The sequence below is a fragment of the uncultured Kushneria sp. genome (genome assembly GCF_947497025.1).
Lineage (GTDB): Bacteria > Pseudomonadota > Gammaproteobacteria > Pseudomonadales > Halomonadaceae > Kushneria.
Window position 1 is genome coordinate 250,053 of record NZ_CANMFC010000002.1, and the last position, 16,618, is coordinate 266,670.

At 61.8% G+C, this 16,618-nt stretch carries 14 protein-coding genes; 7 read left to right on the forward strand and 7 right to left on the reverse strand.

All coding sequences use genetic code 11. From position 1 onward, the window contains the following. Window positions 1-154 precede the first annotated feature (154 nt). Entirely contained in the window at window positions 155-787 is a 633-nt protein-coding gene (locus Q0931_RS04450; protein ID WP_299257679.1) for a carbonic anhydrase, read from the forward strand. Window positions 788-828: 41 nt separating this feature from the next. Continuing rightward, on the forward strand, window positions 829-2,382 hold the full coding sequence (locus Q0931_RS04455; RefSeq protein WP_299257681.1) for a SulP family inorganic anion transporter: 1,554 nt from the start codon (window positions 829-831) through the stop codon (window positions 2,380-2,382). 92 nt (window positions 2,383-2,474) lie between these two features. Here Q0931_RS04455 and Q0931_RS04460 read toward each other — a convergent pair whose 3' ends face one another. Continuing rightward, the gene (locus Q0931_RS04460) at window positions 2,475-3,128 is read right to left on the reverse strand and encodes a LuxR C-terminal-related transcriptional regulator (RefSeq protein WP_366941580.1); all 654 of its coding nucleotides are present in this window, start codon (window positions 3,126-3,128) and stop codon (window positions 2,475-2,477) included. A 300-nt stretch (window positions 3,129-3,428) separates the two neighbouring features. Here Q0931_RS04460 and rdgB point away from each other — a divergent pair, with 300 nt between their 5' ends. The 4 genes from rdgB to rlmJ all read left to right on the forward strand — a co-directional run bounded on the left by rdgB (window position 3,429) and on the right by rlmJ (window position 6,900). Beyond that, complete coding sequence (gene rdgB, locus Q0931_RS04465; protein ID WP_299257685.1) at window positions 3,429-4,028, forward strand: RdgB/HAM1 family non-canonical purine NTP pyrophosphatase; 600 nt, start codon at window positions 3,429-3,431, stop codon at window positions 4,026-4,028. Then, window positions 4,025-5,203, forward strand: coding sequence for a radical SAM family heme chaperone HemW (gene hemW, locus Q0931_RS04470; RefSeq protein ID WP_299258190.1), 1,179 nt, complete (start codon window positions 4,025-4,027; stop codon window positions 5,201-5,203). The genes rdgB and hemW overlap by 4 nt, the downstream gene beginning before the upstream one ends. A 98-nt stretch (window positions 5,204-5,301) precedes the next feature. Then, window positions 5,302-5,967 (forward strand): OmpA family protein, encoded by a 666-nt coding sequence (locus Q0931_RS04475; protein ID WP_299257687.1) that lies wholly within the window; start codon window positions 5,302-5,304, stop codon window positions 5,965-5,967. 78 nt (window positions 5,968-6,045) lie between these two features. Next, window positions 6,046-6,900: a 23S rRNA (adenine(2030)-N(6))-methyltransferase RlmJ gene (rlmJ, locus tag Q0931_RS04480; RefSeq protein ID WP_299257689.1), complete on the forward strand. Its 855-nt coding sequence runs from the start codon at window positions 6,046-6,048 to the stop codon at window positions 6,898-6,900. Window positions 6,901-7,007: 107 nt separating this feature from the next. Here rlmJ and Q0931_RS04485 read toward each other — a convergent pair whose 3' ends face one another. The 5 genes from Q0931_RS04485 to Q0931_RS04505 all read right to left on the reverse strand — a co-directional run bounded on the left by Q0931_RS04485 (window position 7,008) and on the right by Q0931_RS04505 (window position 14,379). Next, window positions 7,008-7,688: an ABC-type transport auxiliary lipoprotein family protein gene (locus Q0931_RS04485; RefSeq protein ID WP_299257691.1), complete on the reverse strand. Its 681-nt coding sequence runs from the start codon at window positions 7,686-7,688 to the stop codon at window positions 7,008-7,010. After that, on the reverse strand, window positions 7,685-9,331 hold the full coding sequence (gene pqiB / locus Q0931_RS04490) for an intermembrane transport protein PqiB (RefSeq protein WP_299257693.1): 1,647 nt from the start codon (window positions 9,329-9,331) through the stop codon (window positions 7,685-7,687). Before pqiB ends, Q0931_RS04485 begins: the two co-directional genes overlap by 4 nt. Further along, window positions 9,328-10,677: a paraquat-inducible protein A gene (locus Q0931_RS04495; RefSeq protein ID WP_366941581.1), complete on the reverse strand. Its 1,350-nt coding sequence runs from the start codon at window positions 10,675-10,677 to the stop codon at window positions 9,328-9,330. Before Q0931_RS04495 ends, pqiB begins: the two co-directional genes overlap by 4 nt. A 226-nt stretch (window positions 10,678-10,903) precedes the next feature. After that, complete coding sequence (locus Q0931_RS04500; protein WP_299257695.1) at window positions 10,904-12,643, reverse strand: ABC transporter transmembrane domain-containing protein; 1,740 nt, start codon at window positions 12,641-12,643, stop codon at window positions 10,904-10,906. Beyond that, the gene (locus Q0931_RS04505; protein ID WP_299257697.1) at window positions 12,640-14,379 is read right to left on the reverse strand and encodes an ABC transporter transmembrane domain-containing protein; all 1,740 of its coding nucleotides are present in this window, start codon (window positions 14,377-14,379) and stop codon (window positions 12,640-12,642) included. The genes Q0931_RS04500 and Q0931_RS04505 overlap by 4 nt, the downstream gene beginning before the upstream one ends. A 160-nt stretch (window positions 14,380-14,539) precedes the next feature. Here Q0931_RS04505 and Q0931_RS04510 point away from each other — a divergent pair, with 160 nt between their 5' ends. After that, on the forward strand, window positions 14,540-15,430 hold the full coding sequence (locus Q0931_RS04510) for a cation diffusion facilitator family transporter (RefSeq protein ID WP_299257699.1): 891 nt from the start codon (window positions 14,540-14,542) through the stop codon (window positions 15,428-15,430). Between the two features lie 58 nt (window positions 15,431-15,488). Here Q0931_RS04510 and Q0931_RS04515 read toward each other — a convergent pair whose 3' ends face one another. After that, on the reverse strand, window positions 15,489-16,550 hold the full coding sequence (locus Q0931_RS04515; protein WP_299257701.1) for a biotin/lipoate A/B protein ligase family protein: 1,062 nt from the start codon (window positions 16,548-16,550) through the stop codon (window positions 15,489-15,491). Between the last annotated feature and the right edge of the window lie 68 nt (window positions 16,551-16,618).

The window sequence follows — 16,618 nt, forward strand, 5'->3', positions numbered from 1 at the left end:
AAGATGCCCCCGATTATAAGGCGATCGATTTTTGAATGAGAGCGGTCAGAACGTGCATCTACACCAAATGGCGCATTGTGCACAGGAAATTGCGCTTAAGGATGTATTTGAAACGGTTTGTTAACCGTTTAGTTACAAAATAAAGGAGCGCCGGATGCGTTTTGTCGAGAGATTGCTGCTGGAAAATCAGGCCTGGGCCAGTGAAATCAAACATCGCGATCCGAACATGTTTGATCGCTTGAGTGCCGGGCAATCTCCGGAAGTGCTCTGGATCGGCTGCTCTGATAGCCGTGTTCCTGCCGAGCAGCTTTGTAATACCTCGCCGGGAGAAATGTTCATTCATCGCAATGTGGCCAACCGGGTCTGTCCCAATGAAACGGGCTTCATGAGCGTACTTGAATACGCCGTTGCTGTATTAAAGGTCCGTCATATCATCGTCTGCGGTCATCATCGTTGTGGTGGGATCAAGGCAGCAATGACAGACGAAAATACCGGACTTTCTCATCTTGATCATCACCTGGATGGCATCCGTGATGTCAGAAGAAGGCATGCCGATGAACTAGCAGAAATTACCGATGATGCCGAACGTCTTGATCGACTAGTGGCCTTCAATGTGGCCGATCAAATCAGGACGCTCAGTGAGCTGCCCCTGATTCAGAAGCACTGGTCGCTCAATCAGCTTCCCACGATTCATGGCATGGTGTATGCCCTGGAAACGGGAAGACTGCGCGAAATTCAGCGCTGGAATGGTGAAGGTTGCGAGCGTGTTCAGGCATGCGTCGTCTGAAAATTCGATCATGTCATTATTCATGAAAAGAGACGGTTAACATGAACAAAGCGCTTTCATTGAAGACGCTGCCACAGGATCTGCCTGCCGGCGTCGTGGTCTTTCTGGTCGCCATTCCCCTGTGCCTGGGGATTTCCCTGGCCTCGGGGGCACCGCCGCTCTCCGGCCTGATTGCCGGTATTATTGGTGGTCTTGTTGTATCACTTTTCAGCGGTTCGTCCCTGAGCGTATCCGGCCCGGCCGCCGGACTGACCGTGATCGTGCTGGGGGCGGTCGAACAGATTGGTCTGAGCGGGCTTTTCATGGCCACGGTGCTGGCTGGCGCCCTGCAGCTGGTATTCGGTTTCCTGCGTCTGGGCAAGATTGGTGCCTTTGTGCCCTCGGCCGTCATCAAGGGCATGCTGGCTGCCATCGGGTTGATTCTGATTCTGAACCAGATTCCGCTGGCGCTGGGGCTGTCGCAGGACAGCGATGTATCGCTTTTGAACGTGGGCGCGCTGATGGCCGGTTTGTCGCCGGTGGCGCTGGCCATTGCTGCGGTGACACTGATCATACTGGTCAGCTGGGAGAAGCCTTTCATGCCGGCGGTGATCAAGCGCTTTCCGGGGCCGCTGGTGGCGGTACTGCTGGCGATTGCGATGGATCGATTGGCCCTGTCTCTGGGCCTGCCCGGCGCGCTTGACGCCGGTCAGCGCATTTCCCTGCCCGGGCTCGGCGGGCCGGTCGATTTCCTGGGCCAGCTGCAGCTGCCGGTGGTGTCCGATCTGCTCAAGCCACAGGTCTATGTGACGGCCGTGACGCTGGCACTGGTGGCCAGCCTTGAAACCCTTTTAAGTCTCGAAGCCGTGGACAAGATCGATCCGCTCAAGCGTCATTCGCCGCCGCATCGCGAGCTCAAGGCGCAGGGCATCGGCAATATGGTCAGTGGCATGGTCGGGGGACTGCCGATTACAGCCGTGATCGTGCGCAGCTCGGCCAACGTGCAGGCGGGTGGTCGCACACGTCTGGCCAGTTTCGTGCACGGTATACTGCTGCTGTGCAGTGTGGCCTTCGTGGCCGGGGCGCTGGAGTTCATTCCGCTGGCGTGTCTGGCGGCCGTACTGGTGCATACCGGTTACAAGCTGGCCCGGCCGGCGACGATCCTTGCGCACTATCATCAGGGCTGGCAGCGCTTTGTGCCCTTTGCCGTGACGGTAGTGGCGATCATGGTCACCAATCTGCTGGAAGGCGTCATCATCGGCTTTCTATGCGGACTCTACTTTCTGGTGCGTGCCAACTATCACTCATCGGTGTCGTTTACCCATCATGACCGCTACGCCCTGCTGCGCTTTCACACCGATATCTCCTTTCTCAACCGCGACAAGGTGCGTTACTACCTTGATGAAATTGCCGACGGCAGTCATCTGATCATCGATGCGCGCGAGGCGGGGTTCATTGATCCCGATATTCAGGAGGACATCGATAACTTTGTCTACTCATCGCACGAGCGTGACATCGTGGTCGAGCTCAAGCAGGTCAACGGCCTGACGGCCAGCTATCCCGCCCTGCGCCCCTCAAGGCCGCCATCTGACAGTGACATGGCGCCCGCCGCCTAGACCATGACCGGCTCCATCCGGGCCATAATAAAGGGCGCCTCTGGCCATTACGGCCAGGGGCGCCCTGTCATGTCACTGGCAGCGAATTCTGGTCAGGCGTCGGACGAGTGGCTGCGTGACGCCGGTGGAAGAGGCGCACCCCCCAGGTTCTGGCGTACCCAGTTCATGGCCTGAATGCGATTGCGTACCTTGAGCTTGCGAAAGATGTTGTAAAGGTGCGACTTGACCGTATGTTCGCTGACAAAAAGCTGGCCTGCGATCTCGGTATTGGAAGCGCCTGTTCCCAGCAATCGCAGAATCTCGAGTTCGCGATGTGTCAGGCCGTTGGCCGGCCGGAAGGCATTGATCTGCTGGCGCCGGTAGAAACGGATCAGTCGCGTCATCAGATTGCGCGACATCCACAGCTCCTCGTTGATCAGCTTGGCAATGCCCTTGCAGATCAGGGCCAGCGAATCACGACGATAAAAAACGCCCTGAAGACGAAAGGTGGTCGCCAGATTGACGGCCTGGTTTTCATCCGCAAGGTTAAAGGCTGCCAGTGTCAGGGTGGCGCTGTCACTGGCCGCGCTTTCTTCCCAGTGATACATGTCCTTTTCATTGACGTGATCGGCATCGAGCAGCACCACACGCTGTATATCATCTTCTGCCGGTACCGCATCCCGCGGCGCCAGCGTCTCTACCTCACAGCCGATTCTGTCCCGCACGTACTGCATGAACAGCTCGCTTTGCGGGTTGATCTCTGTCACCAGTAGCAAGACTACTTTCTTTTCAATTTCCAAGTCACTATCCACGGTGCCCCCTTGATGCCCGTTCATCAGCTCATGTTGTGACAGCCAACGACGAGGCTTTGCTCAAGCTTACTCCGAAACGGGGTCTGGAGCATCGCTCGGGCAGGCGCTGTTTTGACGGCCAATTCGTTGGTTAATATCACGCTATTTGTATCACGCCAGGTATGCTTCGGTCGGTTAATCCGCAACAATATGTTCCAGTGTGATGACATGGCGCTTTAAAATGGGATCGTCAATCACACCAAGGGATCATGCCTTATGTCTGCTACACGCTCTCTCGTTGTCGCCAGCAATAATGCCGGCAAGCTGCGGGAGTTCCGCGAGCTGCTGGAACCGCTGGCATGGGAACTTACCGCTCAGGCCGATCATGGTATATCGGCCGTTGAAGAGACCGGCTTGACCTTTGTTGAAAATGCGCTGCTCAAGGCGCGCGCCGCCTGCCTTGGCAGTGGTCTGCCGGCGCTGGCCGATGACTCGGGGCTGGCCGTCTCGGCGCTGGGCGGTGCACCGGGTATCTACTCGGCGCGCTACAGCGGCGCTCAGGGTGATGACCAGGCCAATAATGACAAGCTGCTCGAGGCGCTGGCCGAGGTACCCGAGGGCCAGCGTGGCGCGCAATATCATTGCGTGCTTGTTTATATGCGCCATGCCGAGGATCCGGTGCCCATTATCGTTCAGGGCAGCTGGCCCGGGGAAATTCTTTCCCTGCCACGTGGCGAGGGCGGGTTTGGCTATGATCCCCTGTTCTGGGTGCCCGAACAGGGCATGAGCGTGGCCGAACTCTCCCCCGAGCTCAAAAACCGGATCAGCCATCGCGGTCGCGCCCTGACCGCCCTGCTCGAGCAGCTGGAGCGCTGATGCTTTCCCTGCCGCCCCTGGCGCTCTATATCCATGTCCCATGGTGCGTGCGCAAGTGTCCCTACTGCGACTTCAATTCCCATACGCTTTTGGAAGACCTGCCCGAAACGACCTATATCGATGCGCTGCTGGCCGATCTCGATGCCGAACTGGTCGATGTACAGGGACGGGTGCTGACGTCGATTTTCATCGGCGGCGGCACGCCCAGCCTGGTCAGTGGCGCCGGCTATCAAAGGCTGCTGACCGGTATTCGTGAGCGCATGACGCTGGCGCCGGACATCGAAATTACGCTGGAAGCCAACCCGGGCACCTTCGAGCGCGAGCGGTTTGCCGATTTTCGCCGCGCCGGCATCAACCGGCTCTCGGTGGGCGTGCAGAGCTTTGACAACGATGCTCTGGCCCGACTGGGGCGCATCCATGACGCCGACGAGGCCGTCAGGGCCATTTCCACGGCGCGCGAGGTCGGCTTTGACGAACTCAACATCGATCTGATGCACGGTCTGCCGGGTCAGAACATGAGCAGTGCACTGGCGGACATCGACCAGGCGCTGGCGCTGTCACCCTCGCATCTGTCCTGGTATCAGCTCACGCTCGAGCCCAACACGGCATTCTATTCGCGCCCGCCGACGCTGCCCGAAGAGGACGTGCTGGCCGATATCCAGGATGCCGGCCAGACACGCCTGGAGGCGGCCGGTTTTCAGCGCTACGAGATTTCGGCGTGGTCACGGCCGGGGCACGAGGCACGGCACAATCTGAACTACTGGCGCTTTGGGGATTACCTGGGCATCGGGGCCGGCGCGCATGGCAAGGTCTCCCGGCCGGGCGAGCATGGGCTTGTGATCGAGCGGCGCTGGAAAACACGCCAGCCCGAGACCTACCTGACCCGCCATGGTGATCCGCGCGGCTTCGTGGCCGGCCATCGTGTGCTGTCGCGCGATGAGCGCGGGCTCGAGTTTCTGATGAACGCCCTGCGTCTGAGTGACGGCGTGCCCCGCGCGCTCTGGCAGCAGCATACCGGGCTCGACGATGCGCGCCTGGACGCTCACACTAGAGCGGCCATCGCCAGCGAGTTGATGCTTGAGACACATTCACGCATTCAGGCCACGCCGCTGGGGCTTTTGTTTCTCAATGATTTGCTGGCGCTGTGCGATGATTCGGTTCTGGCCCGCTCGTGACGGGTCACATGGCAGGGCAGTGACTGCCCTGCAGATTCAGCAAGGTCGGACATGTGCCTCGATATATGTTCCGAACGGTATTCACAGGAGAGCAGGACGTGAAGAAAAGCATCTGGATGGCGGCACCGCTGGCCGTAGTCATGGCCGCCACGGGCTGTACCACTACCAATCCCTATACCAACGAGCAGCAGACCTCGAGCCTGGCCAAGGGCGCCGGCATCGGTGCACTGGTCGGTGGCGTGGCCGGGGCCACCAAAAGTGGTAACCACCGTCTCGACAAGACCCTGATTGGTGCCGCCGTGGGCGCGGCCGCCGGTGGCGGCGTTGGCTATTACATGGACGCTCAGGAAGCCAAGCTGCGCCAGGAAATGCAGGGCACGGGCGTGAGCGTCAATCGCGTGGGCGATCAGATTCAGCTCAACATGCCCAGCGCCATCACCTTCGCCAGCGATTCCAGCGAGCTTTCCTCGCAGATTCATGCGCCGCTGGATGGCGTCATCAAGGTGCTTGGCGAGTACCCTGATACCCTGGTCAATATCGCCGGCTACACTGACTCGACCGGTGCTGCGGCCTATAACCAACGCCTGTCCGAGCTGCGTGCCCAGGCCGTGGGCAACTATCTGGCCCGTGGCGGCGTCAATTTCAACCGCCTCATCATGCAGGGTTACGGCGCCAGCAACTATGTGGCCAGCAACGATACCCCCGAAGGCCGGGCGCAGAACCGTCGCGTCACGATCACGCTGGTGCCCAACGGCAACCGCTGATCATCGGATCGGCAGCCCTGACGGCCGTGTCGTCGCCGCAGTCCCATGACTGCGGCGATGTTTTTTCAAGGAGGGAGCGTGCTTTCCTATCAACATGAACATGCATGGCATGCCGGCAACTTTGCCGATGTGCACAAGCATCTTGCCCAGTTTGCGCTGATCGAGCGCCTCATGGAAAAGAACTCGGCCCTGAGCCTGATCGATACCCATGCCGGGCGAGGTCACTATCCGCTGGCGGCACCCGAGACCGCAAGGCTGGGCGAGTACCGTGACGGTGTCCTGCCACTGTGGGAGGCGCGCGATCGGCAGACAGGGCTTGTGGCGCGCTGGTGTGACGCGCTGGCCACCCTTCAGGACGATGCAGACACGCTGTCGCGCTATCCGGGCTCGCCCTGGTGGTTTGCCCGCACCATGCGTGATAACGATCGTCTGACCCTGTATGAGCTGCATCCCGGCGAGCATCGCCATCTGGAAGATGCCACGCTTGAAACGCCCCATGTACGGCGGCTCAAGCGTGATGGTCTCGGCGGTCTGGTCCACCAGCTGCCGGTGCGAACGCCCCGACTCTGCGTACTGATCGACCCGTCCTATGAAGTGAAGGACGAATATGAAACGGTCGCCTCGACGCTTGCCCAGGTCGTGCGGCAGATGCGACACGCTGTCGTGCTGATCTGGTATCCGCTGCTGGGTGACGGGCGCCACCAGCGTCTGCTGGACGGCGTTAAACGCCACAACATCGCCAAGGTGTGGCGCAGTGAGCTGACCCGGCATGACCCGGCCGGCGAACACGGCCTTTATGGTTCGGGGCTTTTGCTGCTCAACCCGCCATGGCAGCTGGAGACACAGCTTGATGAGGCGTTTGGTGCGCTGGCCGCGCTGTATGGCGACCAGGCCTTTCACACCAGTGACTGGTGGATGCCCGAGCGGCCCTGATACGGACGTCAATGATGCCAGCAAAAGGCCCGCCATGATGGCGGGCCTTTTGCTGTTTCAAAGCGCGGGTATTTCAAGCCCCGCGTACGACACGGTCCGTGAGCGGCTCAGGGGGTGGTGGCCGGCACCGAGCGCGCTGACGAGCGAGAATAGGCCCCGGTGCTCGATGCCATCTGTTCCTGACGGGTAATCTCGTGGGCAATCTGCTCACCCACGTTCTCCCAGCCCTGTGCCAGGGTGCGTACCAGCGCCGGATAGCCGTCGTCATCGAGCGGGCGTTCAATTTCGAAGGGCTGCTGATAGAGCAGGCTGCCGCCGGCGTCGCGCAGCTGATACTGCCCGGCCAGCACCGCCATGCCGTCATAGCGGCCCTGGAAACGTGACAGCGTGACCCGCACGCCGGTATCGGCGCGGTCGCCGGCCAGGGTCTCGCCCAGCACGCGATGATCCTTCAGTTGATCTCCCAGCGTGCGCTGCAGGCTGCGGGTGAGCTGGGCGCTCAGACTGTCGGCCCAAAGGTTGGCCTGCGCCTCGTTCACCTCGATATCGCTGGTCTGATAAACCACGCCCTGACCGTCGAGATAGTCCGCCAGCCGTACCGACGACACCGCCACCGTCGGCGCGCTGTCGGGCAACGACACCCCGGGTTCGGCGGTGGCAGCGCGCTGATCGGCCAGCGGCAGCGTATAGCGGTGAAACTCGGTGGACTGACCGGCGCAGCCGGCCAGTACCGCCAGTACCACAAGGGCTGCGCCGCGACCGGACGCGTTGAGAAATGGCATCATCATGGACGGGCCCTCGGTTGCGGATCCTGAATCTCGCCGCGATTGAAGATCAGCGAGTTGGGTTTCTCGCTGATGGTGCGCGCTGCCGGCTGCAGCGAGCGCATCAGCTGCTCAAGGCTTTTCAGTGTCGAGGTCAGCTCGCCATAGGCCGGTGCCTCACTCGAGTAGCTCGACAGCGTCTGCTCAATGCTGCGCAGCGTGCGCTGGACGTCACCGGGCAGGCCACGGGTACTCTCATCATTGAGCACTTCATTGAGGCTGCCGGCGGTCTCGTTGAGCTCATTGAGCAACGACTCGGAGCTGGCAAGCGTCGCATCCAGACGAGTGAGCGACGACTCCACCGGCAGATTGTTGAGCTTGTCGAGCAGACCGGTCACCTTCTGTTCGATCTGGGCAAAGCTGCCGGGCTCACTGGGGAACACGGCCACGCCGTTGTAATCCTTGAGTGTCTGTTCGGACGGCTCATCCACGAAATTGGTGTCCACAAAGAGTGCCCCGGTGAAGAGGTTGCCGGTCTTGAGCGAGGCGCGCAGACCATTGCCAAACATGGTGTTGATCCGCCTGCGCCACTCCTTGAGCGACTCCTCGTCCACCTTCGCCTGAAGGCGCTGCGGCTCGATGCGAATCAACACCGGAATGCGAAAGCCCTCGACCTGATTTTCCTGCAAAAGATCAATGCGGTAGGGCACGGTATCCACGGTGCCGATCCGTACGCCGCGATATTCGACCGGCGCCCCGCGCGAGAGCCCGCGCACGGTGTCATCGATCATCACGACATAGCGCAGATAGTGACTGAAGCTGCCCTGCAGGGCGTTTTCTTCGTCGCTGTAAAGCGAAAAGACCAGATTGCTGTCGGCACCGACCGGCTCGCCCGGCGGGATATCCTCCGGCACGCCGAAGGTAACGCCTCCGCTGACCAGCGACTCCAGCGAGCCCAGCCCCAGCGAGAAGCCCTCCGAGGTCAGATCAAAATTAATGCCCGAGGCCAGCCAGAAGCGGGTATTGCTGGTCACCAGATCTTCATAGGGCGCCTGAATGAAAAGCTGATAGTGCACCACCCGATCCTCGGTATCGAACTCCAGATTCTCGACCCGTCCGACGGTGAACCCCTGAAACAGGACCGGATCACCGACATTGAGCGAACCGGCGGCGGCGCTGGTCAGGTGCAGCCGCAGTCCCTTGGCATCCGGCGGTGCGACAGGAGGCTGTTCCAGCATTTCAAAGCTCTCCTGAGTGTTTTCCGAATGGCCCGGCTGCAGCTGGATATAGGCGCCCGACAGTACGGTGTTCAACCCGCTGATGCCTTCACGACCGATGCGAGGCTTGACGACCCAGAAGCGTGTCTCTTCGTTGAGCAGGCGGTCGGTGCCCGGGTTCATGCGTGCCTTGATCACGGCATGAGAGGTGTCTTCCGACAGCGACACCGAGGTGACCTCGCCCACATCCACATTGCGCGCCTTGATCATGGTGTTGCCGGCGTCAATGCCTTCAGCATTGTTCATGATCAGCGTGATTTCCGGCCCGCGCGAGGAGAGCGTGTGATAAAGCATCCAGCCCCCGATCAAAAGCGCGATCAGGGGGATCAGCCAGACCGGTGAGATATGTCGGTGCTTTTTTCGCTGCGCGGTGGTCTCGGTCTTGCTCATGGCCCCGTGTCCTGTGCTTTCCCTGCAACCACCGGCTGAGGGGATAATGTGGAAATATCGTTGTTTTCAAGGTCTGGATGATCGGCAGCGTCCCAGATCAGGCGCGGATCAAAGCTCATGGCGGCAATCATGGTTACGATCACCACACCGCCGAAGGCGATGATGCCGGGCTCGGCAGAGATGTGCATCAATACGCCCAGCTGCACCAGCGCGGCCAGCAGGGCCACCACGAAGACATCGATCATTGACCAGCGGCCGATGAACTCGGTCACCCGATAAAGGGTCATGCGCACCTCGGGCCGCCACGGCTGAGGCCGGGCGACCTTGAGGCACAGCCAGAAAAGCGCCAGAAGCTTGGCGACCGGAATCACCACGCTGGCCAGAAAGATGATGGCGGCGATCGGATAGTCGCCATGATCGATCAGCAGCAGAACGCCGCCGATAACCGTCTGGGTCGTCGTATCATTGAGACTCGAGACGGTCATGATCGGCAGAATCATGGCCGGGATATAGAGCAGTATCGAGACCAGCAGTAGCGCCAGGGTCTTTTGCACGCTGTGGCGGTGGCGCATGTGCAGTTTCTCGCCGCAGCGGCGGCAGTAACACGCTCGATGATGATGATAGTCGTTGACCGTACTGCAGACCGGACAGCCGACGAGTTTCTGCGCCTGTGCGGTGCGTCCGGCGCGTGCATGCGCCGGCGGCGCAGGCTCCGGTGCCATGAGACGCCAGAGCCAGTCGCGATCCACGCTGCGCGAGACCAGAAGCATCAGCACCACAAACAGGCAAAAGGCCCAGAAGGAGACGCCAAAGCCAATGCTGGCCAGCGACAGGATCTTGACCAGGCTCACCAGCACGCCGATTAAAAACACATCGGCCATCATCCAGTGCTCGATGTGGCGCAGGGTGCGCAGCATCAGCATACCGCGCGGTGGCCGCCGGCCCAGTAACAGTGCACCATGGATCACGATCACCATACCCAGATAGAGCATCGGCAACAGCAACAGCACCATCCACAGCACCACGGCCAGTACGGTGTAGCTGCCGGTCGACAGAATCGCCATGGCATCGGTCAGGCTGATGCTGCGCTCGAGACCGCGGGCAGAAAAGGAGATAAACGGAAAGGCCAGCGAGGTGACCAGCGCCACAATCGCTGCAATGGCCAGCGCCAGCGACTGCTGGGCAGGCGCTCGCTTGCGCACCATCAGCTCATGCTGACAGCGTGGGCAGCGGGCACTTTCCGAGCACGCCAGCGGCGGCACGGTACTGACCAGATCGCATTCATGACAGACCCGCAGGGGCTGTGAAGGCTCAGATAGCGTGGTGATGGTTCTCTCCGAAGTCAGCCCGGGTCGATGTCGTTTGAAACGACCGGGGGCTACCGACCAGGGCAGGCCCCGCCGGTATTAATACCTGCAGACTATAGTCCGTTCCAATGGTCAGGCACCATCGCACTCACCTGAACACGCCAGCCCCTCGATGAGGTCTGGCATATTTAAACATTCATCATGGTATGTAAATAGCATCGACGGCCATCGACGGCAAGCCGTCATGTGAACGCAACCCCTGACATCAGTCATGGAGGGGGCCGGGTTGATGCCAGAGCCGGTAATAGGCGCCATCGGAATTGTCGAGCAGACGGTCGGGGGCGCCACGCTCGATCACACGCCCGGCCTGCATCACCACGACCTCATCGGCCTCGGCAATGGTCGACAGCCGATGCGCGACTACCACCATCGTGACCCGACCCTTGAGCGCAGCCAGCGCCCGGTTAAGGCGCGACTCGGTCAGGCTGTCGACGCTGGCAGTGGCCTCATCGAGCAGCAGAATGCGCGGCTGTCGCAGCAGCGCCCGTGCCAGCGCCAGAAGCTGGCGCTCACCAGTGGAGAGCGTCAGCCCCCGCTCGCCCAGCGGTGTTTCAAGCCCGTCGGGCAGGCGATCGATCAGCTCACGCAGCTGGGCTTCATCAATGGCGCGGGCGATGGCGGCGTCATCGGCCTCGATCCCCATCAACAGATTGTCCCTGAGCGTGGTCGAGCGAATGAAGGGCTCCTGGGGAACGCTGGCCATCACCGTATTGATCACCGAGGGTGCCAGGGTGTCGATACGTCGTCCGTCCAGCAGCAGATAGCCTATGGTGACCGGCTGCAGCCCGCCCAGCAGGTCCAGCAGCGTGGACTTGCCGCTGCCGGTGTGGCCGACCAGACCGATGAAGCGACCTTCGGGGATCTCGAGGGTGACATCATCCAGCGTATTGGCCTCGGCGCCATGATGGCGAAATGTCAGCGCCTCGAGCCGGTAGTCAGCCGACCGGATCGCCCGGGTGTCGTCCCCGGCGGCCGCCTGCGGGCGATCCAGCAGGGAGAGCAGCCGCGTACCGGCCACGCCCGCCTGTTGAAAGATGTTAAAGCGCTGGGTGATCTCGATCAGAGGCTCGGACACGCGTCCCAGCCAGGTCACGAAGGCATACAGCACGCCGATTTCGGCCCCGCCCGCCAGGCTGTCGGCGCCATAACCAATCAGAAGCGCGGCCAGAATGATCACGCCCACCAGATCCAGCGCCGAGCGCAATAAAAGCGCCGAGATACGGATGGTATGCAGCCGGGCGTGATACTGCGCCACGTTAAGGTCGTGATAGCGCGTTCGAAAGCGCTCGGTCTGATTGAACGCCTGCAGCACGCTCATGCCGCCGATCGCCTCATTGATCCGCGCGTTCTGGCCGGCGCGCAGGCGACGCACCTCCATGGCGGCCGGACCACTGGCGCGCTGATAGGCCCAGATCACCACGGCCGCCACGGGGATCAGGGTCGCCGCGATCAGCATCAGCTTGAGATCCATCAGCGCCATGGCGACCAGGATGCCGATCAACAGCATCAGATTCTGCAGCACGGTGGCCAGAAACTCGACGTAGAGCTCGCGCAGGTCATCGGTGTCATTGGTCACCCGCGCCACCATTTCGCCGGTGGGGGTGGCGTCATGCACGTGCTGGGGCAGATGCATGACGTGGCGAAAGACACGCCGGCGCAGGGCATGCACGGCGTCCAGCGCAATGCGGGCAAAATAGAGCGTCTGCAGATAGCGGCCGAGGGCGGCCAGACCCTGGCTGCCGACATACAGCATCAGCAGGATGATCAGCGGCTCGGGGCGCAGATCCCGCGGAACCAGATAGCTGTCGATATAGTGCTTGGTCAGCCAGGGGCCCAGCACGTCCATGGCGGTGGCGGTCAGCAGCAGTATCAGCGCCAGCACCAGACGGCGACGGTCCTGCAACAGCGGGCGCAGCATCAGCGCGAGCAGGCGACGGTTGATCATGACGGTGTCTCCGCAATGCGGATCTGCTGCTCCTGCCACAGGCGGGCGTAGTGACCATTGCGGGTCAGCAGCGTGTCGTGTCGGCCCTGCTCGACGGCGCGGCCCTGATCCAGTACCACGATTTGGTCGGCGTGGCGCACCGCCGACAGTCGGTGACTGACGATCAGGCAGGTGCGTTCGCGCTCGGCCTCCAGGGTGGTCAAAAGCTGCTGCTCGGTGGTCTGGTCGACCGCCGAGAGCGTGTCATCGAGCAGCAGAATCGGTGCCGGGGAGAGCAGGGCACGGGCCAGTGCCACCCGCTGACGCTGGCCGCCGGACAGCGTCACGCCGCGCTCGCCGATGCGGGTGTCGAGTCCGTCAGGCAGGCGTGCCAGGTCCGGGCCGAAGGCCGCTGCCTCAAGAGCTGCCCGGATTTCGCTGTCACTGGCATCAGGAACCCCCAGCGCCACGTTCTCGCCCAGCGTGGCGGCAAAAAGATACGGGTCCTGCGGCACGTAGGCGTACATCGAGCGCAACGTTCCCAGCTGATAGTCGCCCAGCGGATGATCACCCAGGATGAGTGTGCCGTGTGTCAGCGGATACTGGCGCAGCAGCAGGCGAATCAGGGTCGACTTGCCGCTGCCGGTGGCGCCCACGATCCCCACGGTCTGGCCGGGCTTGATCTCGAGTTGAAGATCGGTGAGTGCCGGTGTGGTCGCCAGTGGGTAGGTAAAGGCGTCGATGGCGATATGCAGGGCCGGGGAGGGCACCTTGCTCCGCTCGCCCGCATCATCAATGGTTTCACGCTCGTGGAAGAACTCGGTCAGCCGTCGTGCGGCCGCCTCGCCGCGCTGAAGAATGTTGAGACACCAGCCGAGTGCAAACATCGGCCAGATCAGTTGCACCAGATACAGGGTAAAACTGGTCAGCTCGCCCAGCGTGATCGCGCCACTCAAATAACGCCAGCTGCCGGCGGCAATGGTGGCCAGTGTGGCACTGCCCAGTGCCAGGAAAACGACCGGATCGTAGCGCGCCTCCATGCGCTGCACCTGATAGTTGGCCCGGGCGTGGGCCTCGGCGCGTCGATCAAAATCGGCAATCTCGGCCTCGATCAGCGAGTGCTGGCGCAACAATCGCAGCCCGGCGATGGCTTCCTGGGTACGATCGTTTAAATCGGAAAATCGTGCCAGCGACTGGCCGAAATAGCCCTGCACCCGGCTGGCCACCCGATAAAAGCCCCAGGCCATGAAAGGGAAGGGGATCAGCGCGATCAGCGCCAGTGGCGCATCGATCACGATAATCATCATGGCGAGCACCAGAAGCAGGGTCAGTGCCCCGTCGACGCTTGAGAGCACGCCTTCACCGGCGGCCACTTCCACGGCATCAATGTCCTGGGTCGAGCGTGCCAGCAGATCGCCACTGCGCCGCTGCTGGAAAAACCCCGGATCCAGCCGGGTCAGCTTTTCATAGAAGCGGTCGCGCAGGGCCACGCCCAGCTGGTAGGAGGCGCCAAACAGCAGGATGCGCCACAGATAGCGCAGTCCATACATCGCCAGCGCCACGGCCACCAGCACCGCGGCACTGCGCCAGAGCCCAGACATGTCGATGCGCCCTTCATTGAGGGCATCGATGATGCGGCCGGCCCACCAGGGCAGGGCCATGTTGAGAAGCCCCACCGCCAGCAGCGCCATAATGGCCAGCAGATAGGCACGGCGATGAGTCGCCAGAAAATCGAGCAGCAGTCGGCGTAGCGCCATGGGCGTTGATTCAATCAAAAGGGTGGATGGGCATCAGGGCAGAGCCCTGTGCAGTGTAACAAAGGGGCATGCCCTCCGGGACCGCTTGATTCCGGATTCACGTTGTCGTTGCCGGCGGTGACGATTACGCTAGGGCGCTTCAACACGTGAGGAAATGATCGTGTCCACCACGATGAAAATTGCCTGGACCAGCCTGCTGGTAGGCTTTGCCGTGCTCGGCCTCAAGACGCTGGCCTATGCGCTGACAGGCTCGGTGGCCCTGCTCTCGGATGCACTGGAGAGCATGGTCAACGTGGTCACTGCCGTGGCAGCGTTGATCGCCATTCGGGTGGCCGCCATGCCGGCCGATGACAATCACCCCTACGGCCATCACAAGGCGGAATTTTTCAGCGCCGTGCTGGAAGGCGTGATGATCATCATCGCGGCACTTCTGATCCTGCGCGAGGCCGTGACCGGGATCATGGACCCGCAGCCGCTCGAACTGCCTGTCATGGGAATTGCCATCAGTCTGGCGGCGACCGTGATCAACGCCGTCTGGTCGCGCGTGCTGATTCGCATCGGCCGCCGAGAGCGTTCGCCGGCACTGGTCGCCGATGGCCGCCATCTCTTTACTGACGTGGTCACTTCGGCCGGCGTCATCATTGGTGTAGTGCTCGCCATGACGACCCACTGGTGGCTGCTGGACCCGCTGGTGGCGATTATCGTGGCCATCAATATCCTCTGGTCGGGCGCGCAGGTGATCCGCGAATCCCTGAGTGGGCTGATGGATGAAGCCGTCCCGCCTGATACCCTGGAGCTGATCCACCATGTCATCGCCGTGACCGGCGAAGGCGCCGTCGAGGCCCACGACGTGCGCACCCGTCATGCCGGGCGCGCCACCTTTGTCGATTTTCATCTCGTGGTCCCGGGCGAGACCACGGTGTTTCACGCTCACGAAATCTGCGATCGCATCGAGGCCGGGCTGCGTCAGGCGCTGGGCGAGGTACGTATCACCATTCACGTCGAGCCCGAGCACAAGGCCGAGCAGGTCGCCGACATCGTCTTTGATTAACGGTCTTTGACTAACACTCCCTGACTGACTCTGCATGATCTCTGGCTAATTGGCCGGCCTAGGGCACGCGGTTCAGCCAGGCGTCATCCTGAAACTTCGATTCGGCCAGCGCCTGCGCCGCGGCCAGTTCCTCAGGGCGGACATCGTCAGGGGTGAGCGTAAAGCGCGCGCCAAAGGAGGCCGCCATGCGCTCGATGATGGTCTCGCGTGACAGACCGGTCTGGCTTCTCAGCGGGTCGACCCGCTTGCCGGCGCTGGCGATGCCCTTGTCGGAGAGCTTCTCGCGGCCGATACGCAGTATCTTCGTCATGCGCTCGGCATCGATGTCATAGGCCATGGTGACGTGATGCAGCACTGCCCCGCCCAGGCGCTTTTGCGCCGCACCGGCCAGCTTGCCGCCTTCGGAGGTGATGTCATTGATGGGGACATACCAGGCGCGGATGCCCATATCACCCAGCGCCTGAATCACCCACTCATCGAGAAAGGCGTAGCTTTCGACAAACGAGAGCCCCTCGACCAGGGTCTCCGGCACGATCAGCGACCAGGTGATGGTGTTGCCCGGTTCGACAAACATCGCCCCGCCACCGCTGATGCGGCGCATGACCTCGATATCGAGCGCACGGGCGGCGTCCATGTCGACCTCGTTGGACAGCGACTGAAAGCTGCCGATGATCACGGCCGGGCGGTCCCACTCCCAGACCCGCAGCGTCGGGCCGCGCCGGCCTTCGGCGACTTCCCGGGTAAGCACTTCATCCAGGGCCATGTGCAGCGCCGGCGATTCCGGCGGGCGATGGATCAGGCCAAAGGTATGCTCGCGCCAGTCGGAGGCCCCGGCCAGTGCCCGGCGGATGACGGTGGCCACTGCCGGCGCCGACAGGCCCACCATGACGGTGCCTTCCGGCAGTGCCTGGCGCACCCGTTCGGCCAGCGCCTCGGCGCCGGTAGCCACACTTGCACCCACCAGCGCCTGATTGATGGCATCGAGTGCGTCGTCGGGCTCAAGGAAAAAATCACCCGACAGTCGCACCGAGGCCAGCCGGCCATTGTCGATGGTGATGTCGGCGACCAGCAGCTTGCCGCCGGGAACCTTGTATTCGCCGTGGCGTGATGCTTCGACCATAGTCTAAAATCCGGGTCCGGTTTGATGTCATGACAGTATAACCGGGTGCCGAGCATAAACCGCTACCG

Coding starts and splice junctions, on each gene's coding strand:
- Q0931_RS04450 (WP_299257679.1), top strand. CDS start 155: ATGCGTTTTGTCGAGAGATTGCTGCTGGAAAATCAGGCCTGGGCCAGT.
- Q0931_RS04455 (WP_299257681.1), top strand. CDS start 829: ATGAACAAAGCGCTTTCATTGAAGACGCTGCCACAGGATCTGCCTGCC.
- rdgB (WP_299257685.1), top strand. CDS start 3,429: ATGTCTGCTACACGCTCTCTCGTTGTCGCCAGCAATAATGCCGGCAAG.
- Q0931_RS04485 (WP_299257691.1), bottom strand. CDS start 7,688: ATGATGATGCCATTTCTCAACGCGTCCGGTCGCGGCGCAGCCCTTGTG.
- pqiB (WP_299257693.1), bottom strand. CDS start 9,331: ATGAGCAAGACCGAGACCACCGCGCAGCGAAAAAAGCACCGACATATC.
- Q0931_RS04500 (WP_299257695.1), bottom strand. CDS start 12,643: ATGATCAACCGTCGCCTGCTCGCGCTGATGCTGCGCCCGCTGTTGCAG.
- Q0931_RS04505 (WP_299257697.1), bottom strand. CDS start 14,379: ATGGCGCTACGCCGACTGCTGCTCGATTTTCTGGCGACTCATCGCCGT.
- Q0931_RS04515 (WP_299257701.1), bottom strand. CDS start 16,550: ATGGTCGAAGCATCACGCCACGGCGAATACAAGGTTCCCGGCGGCAAG.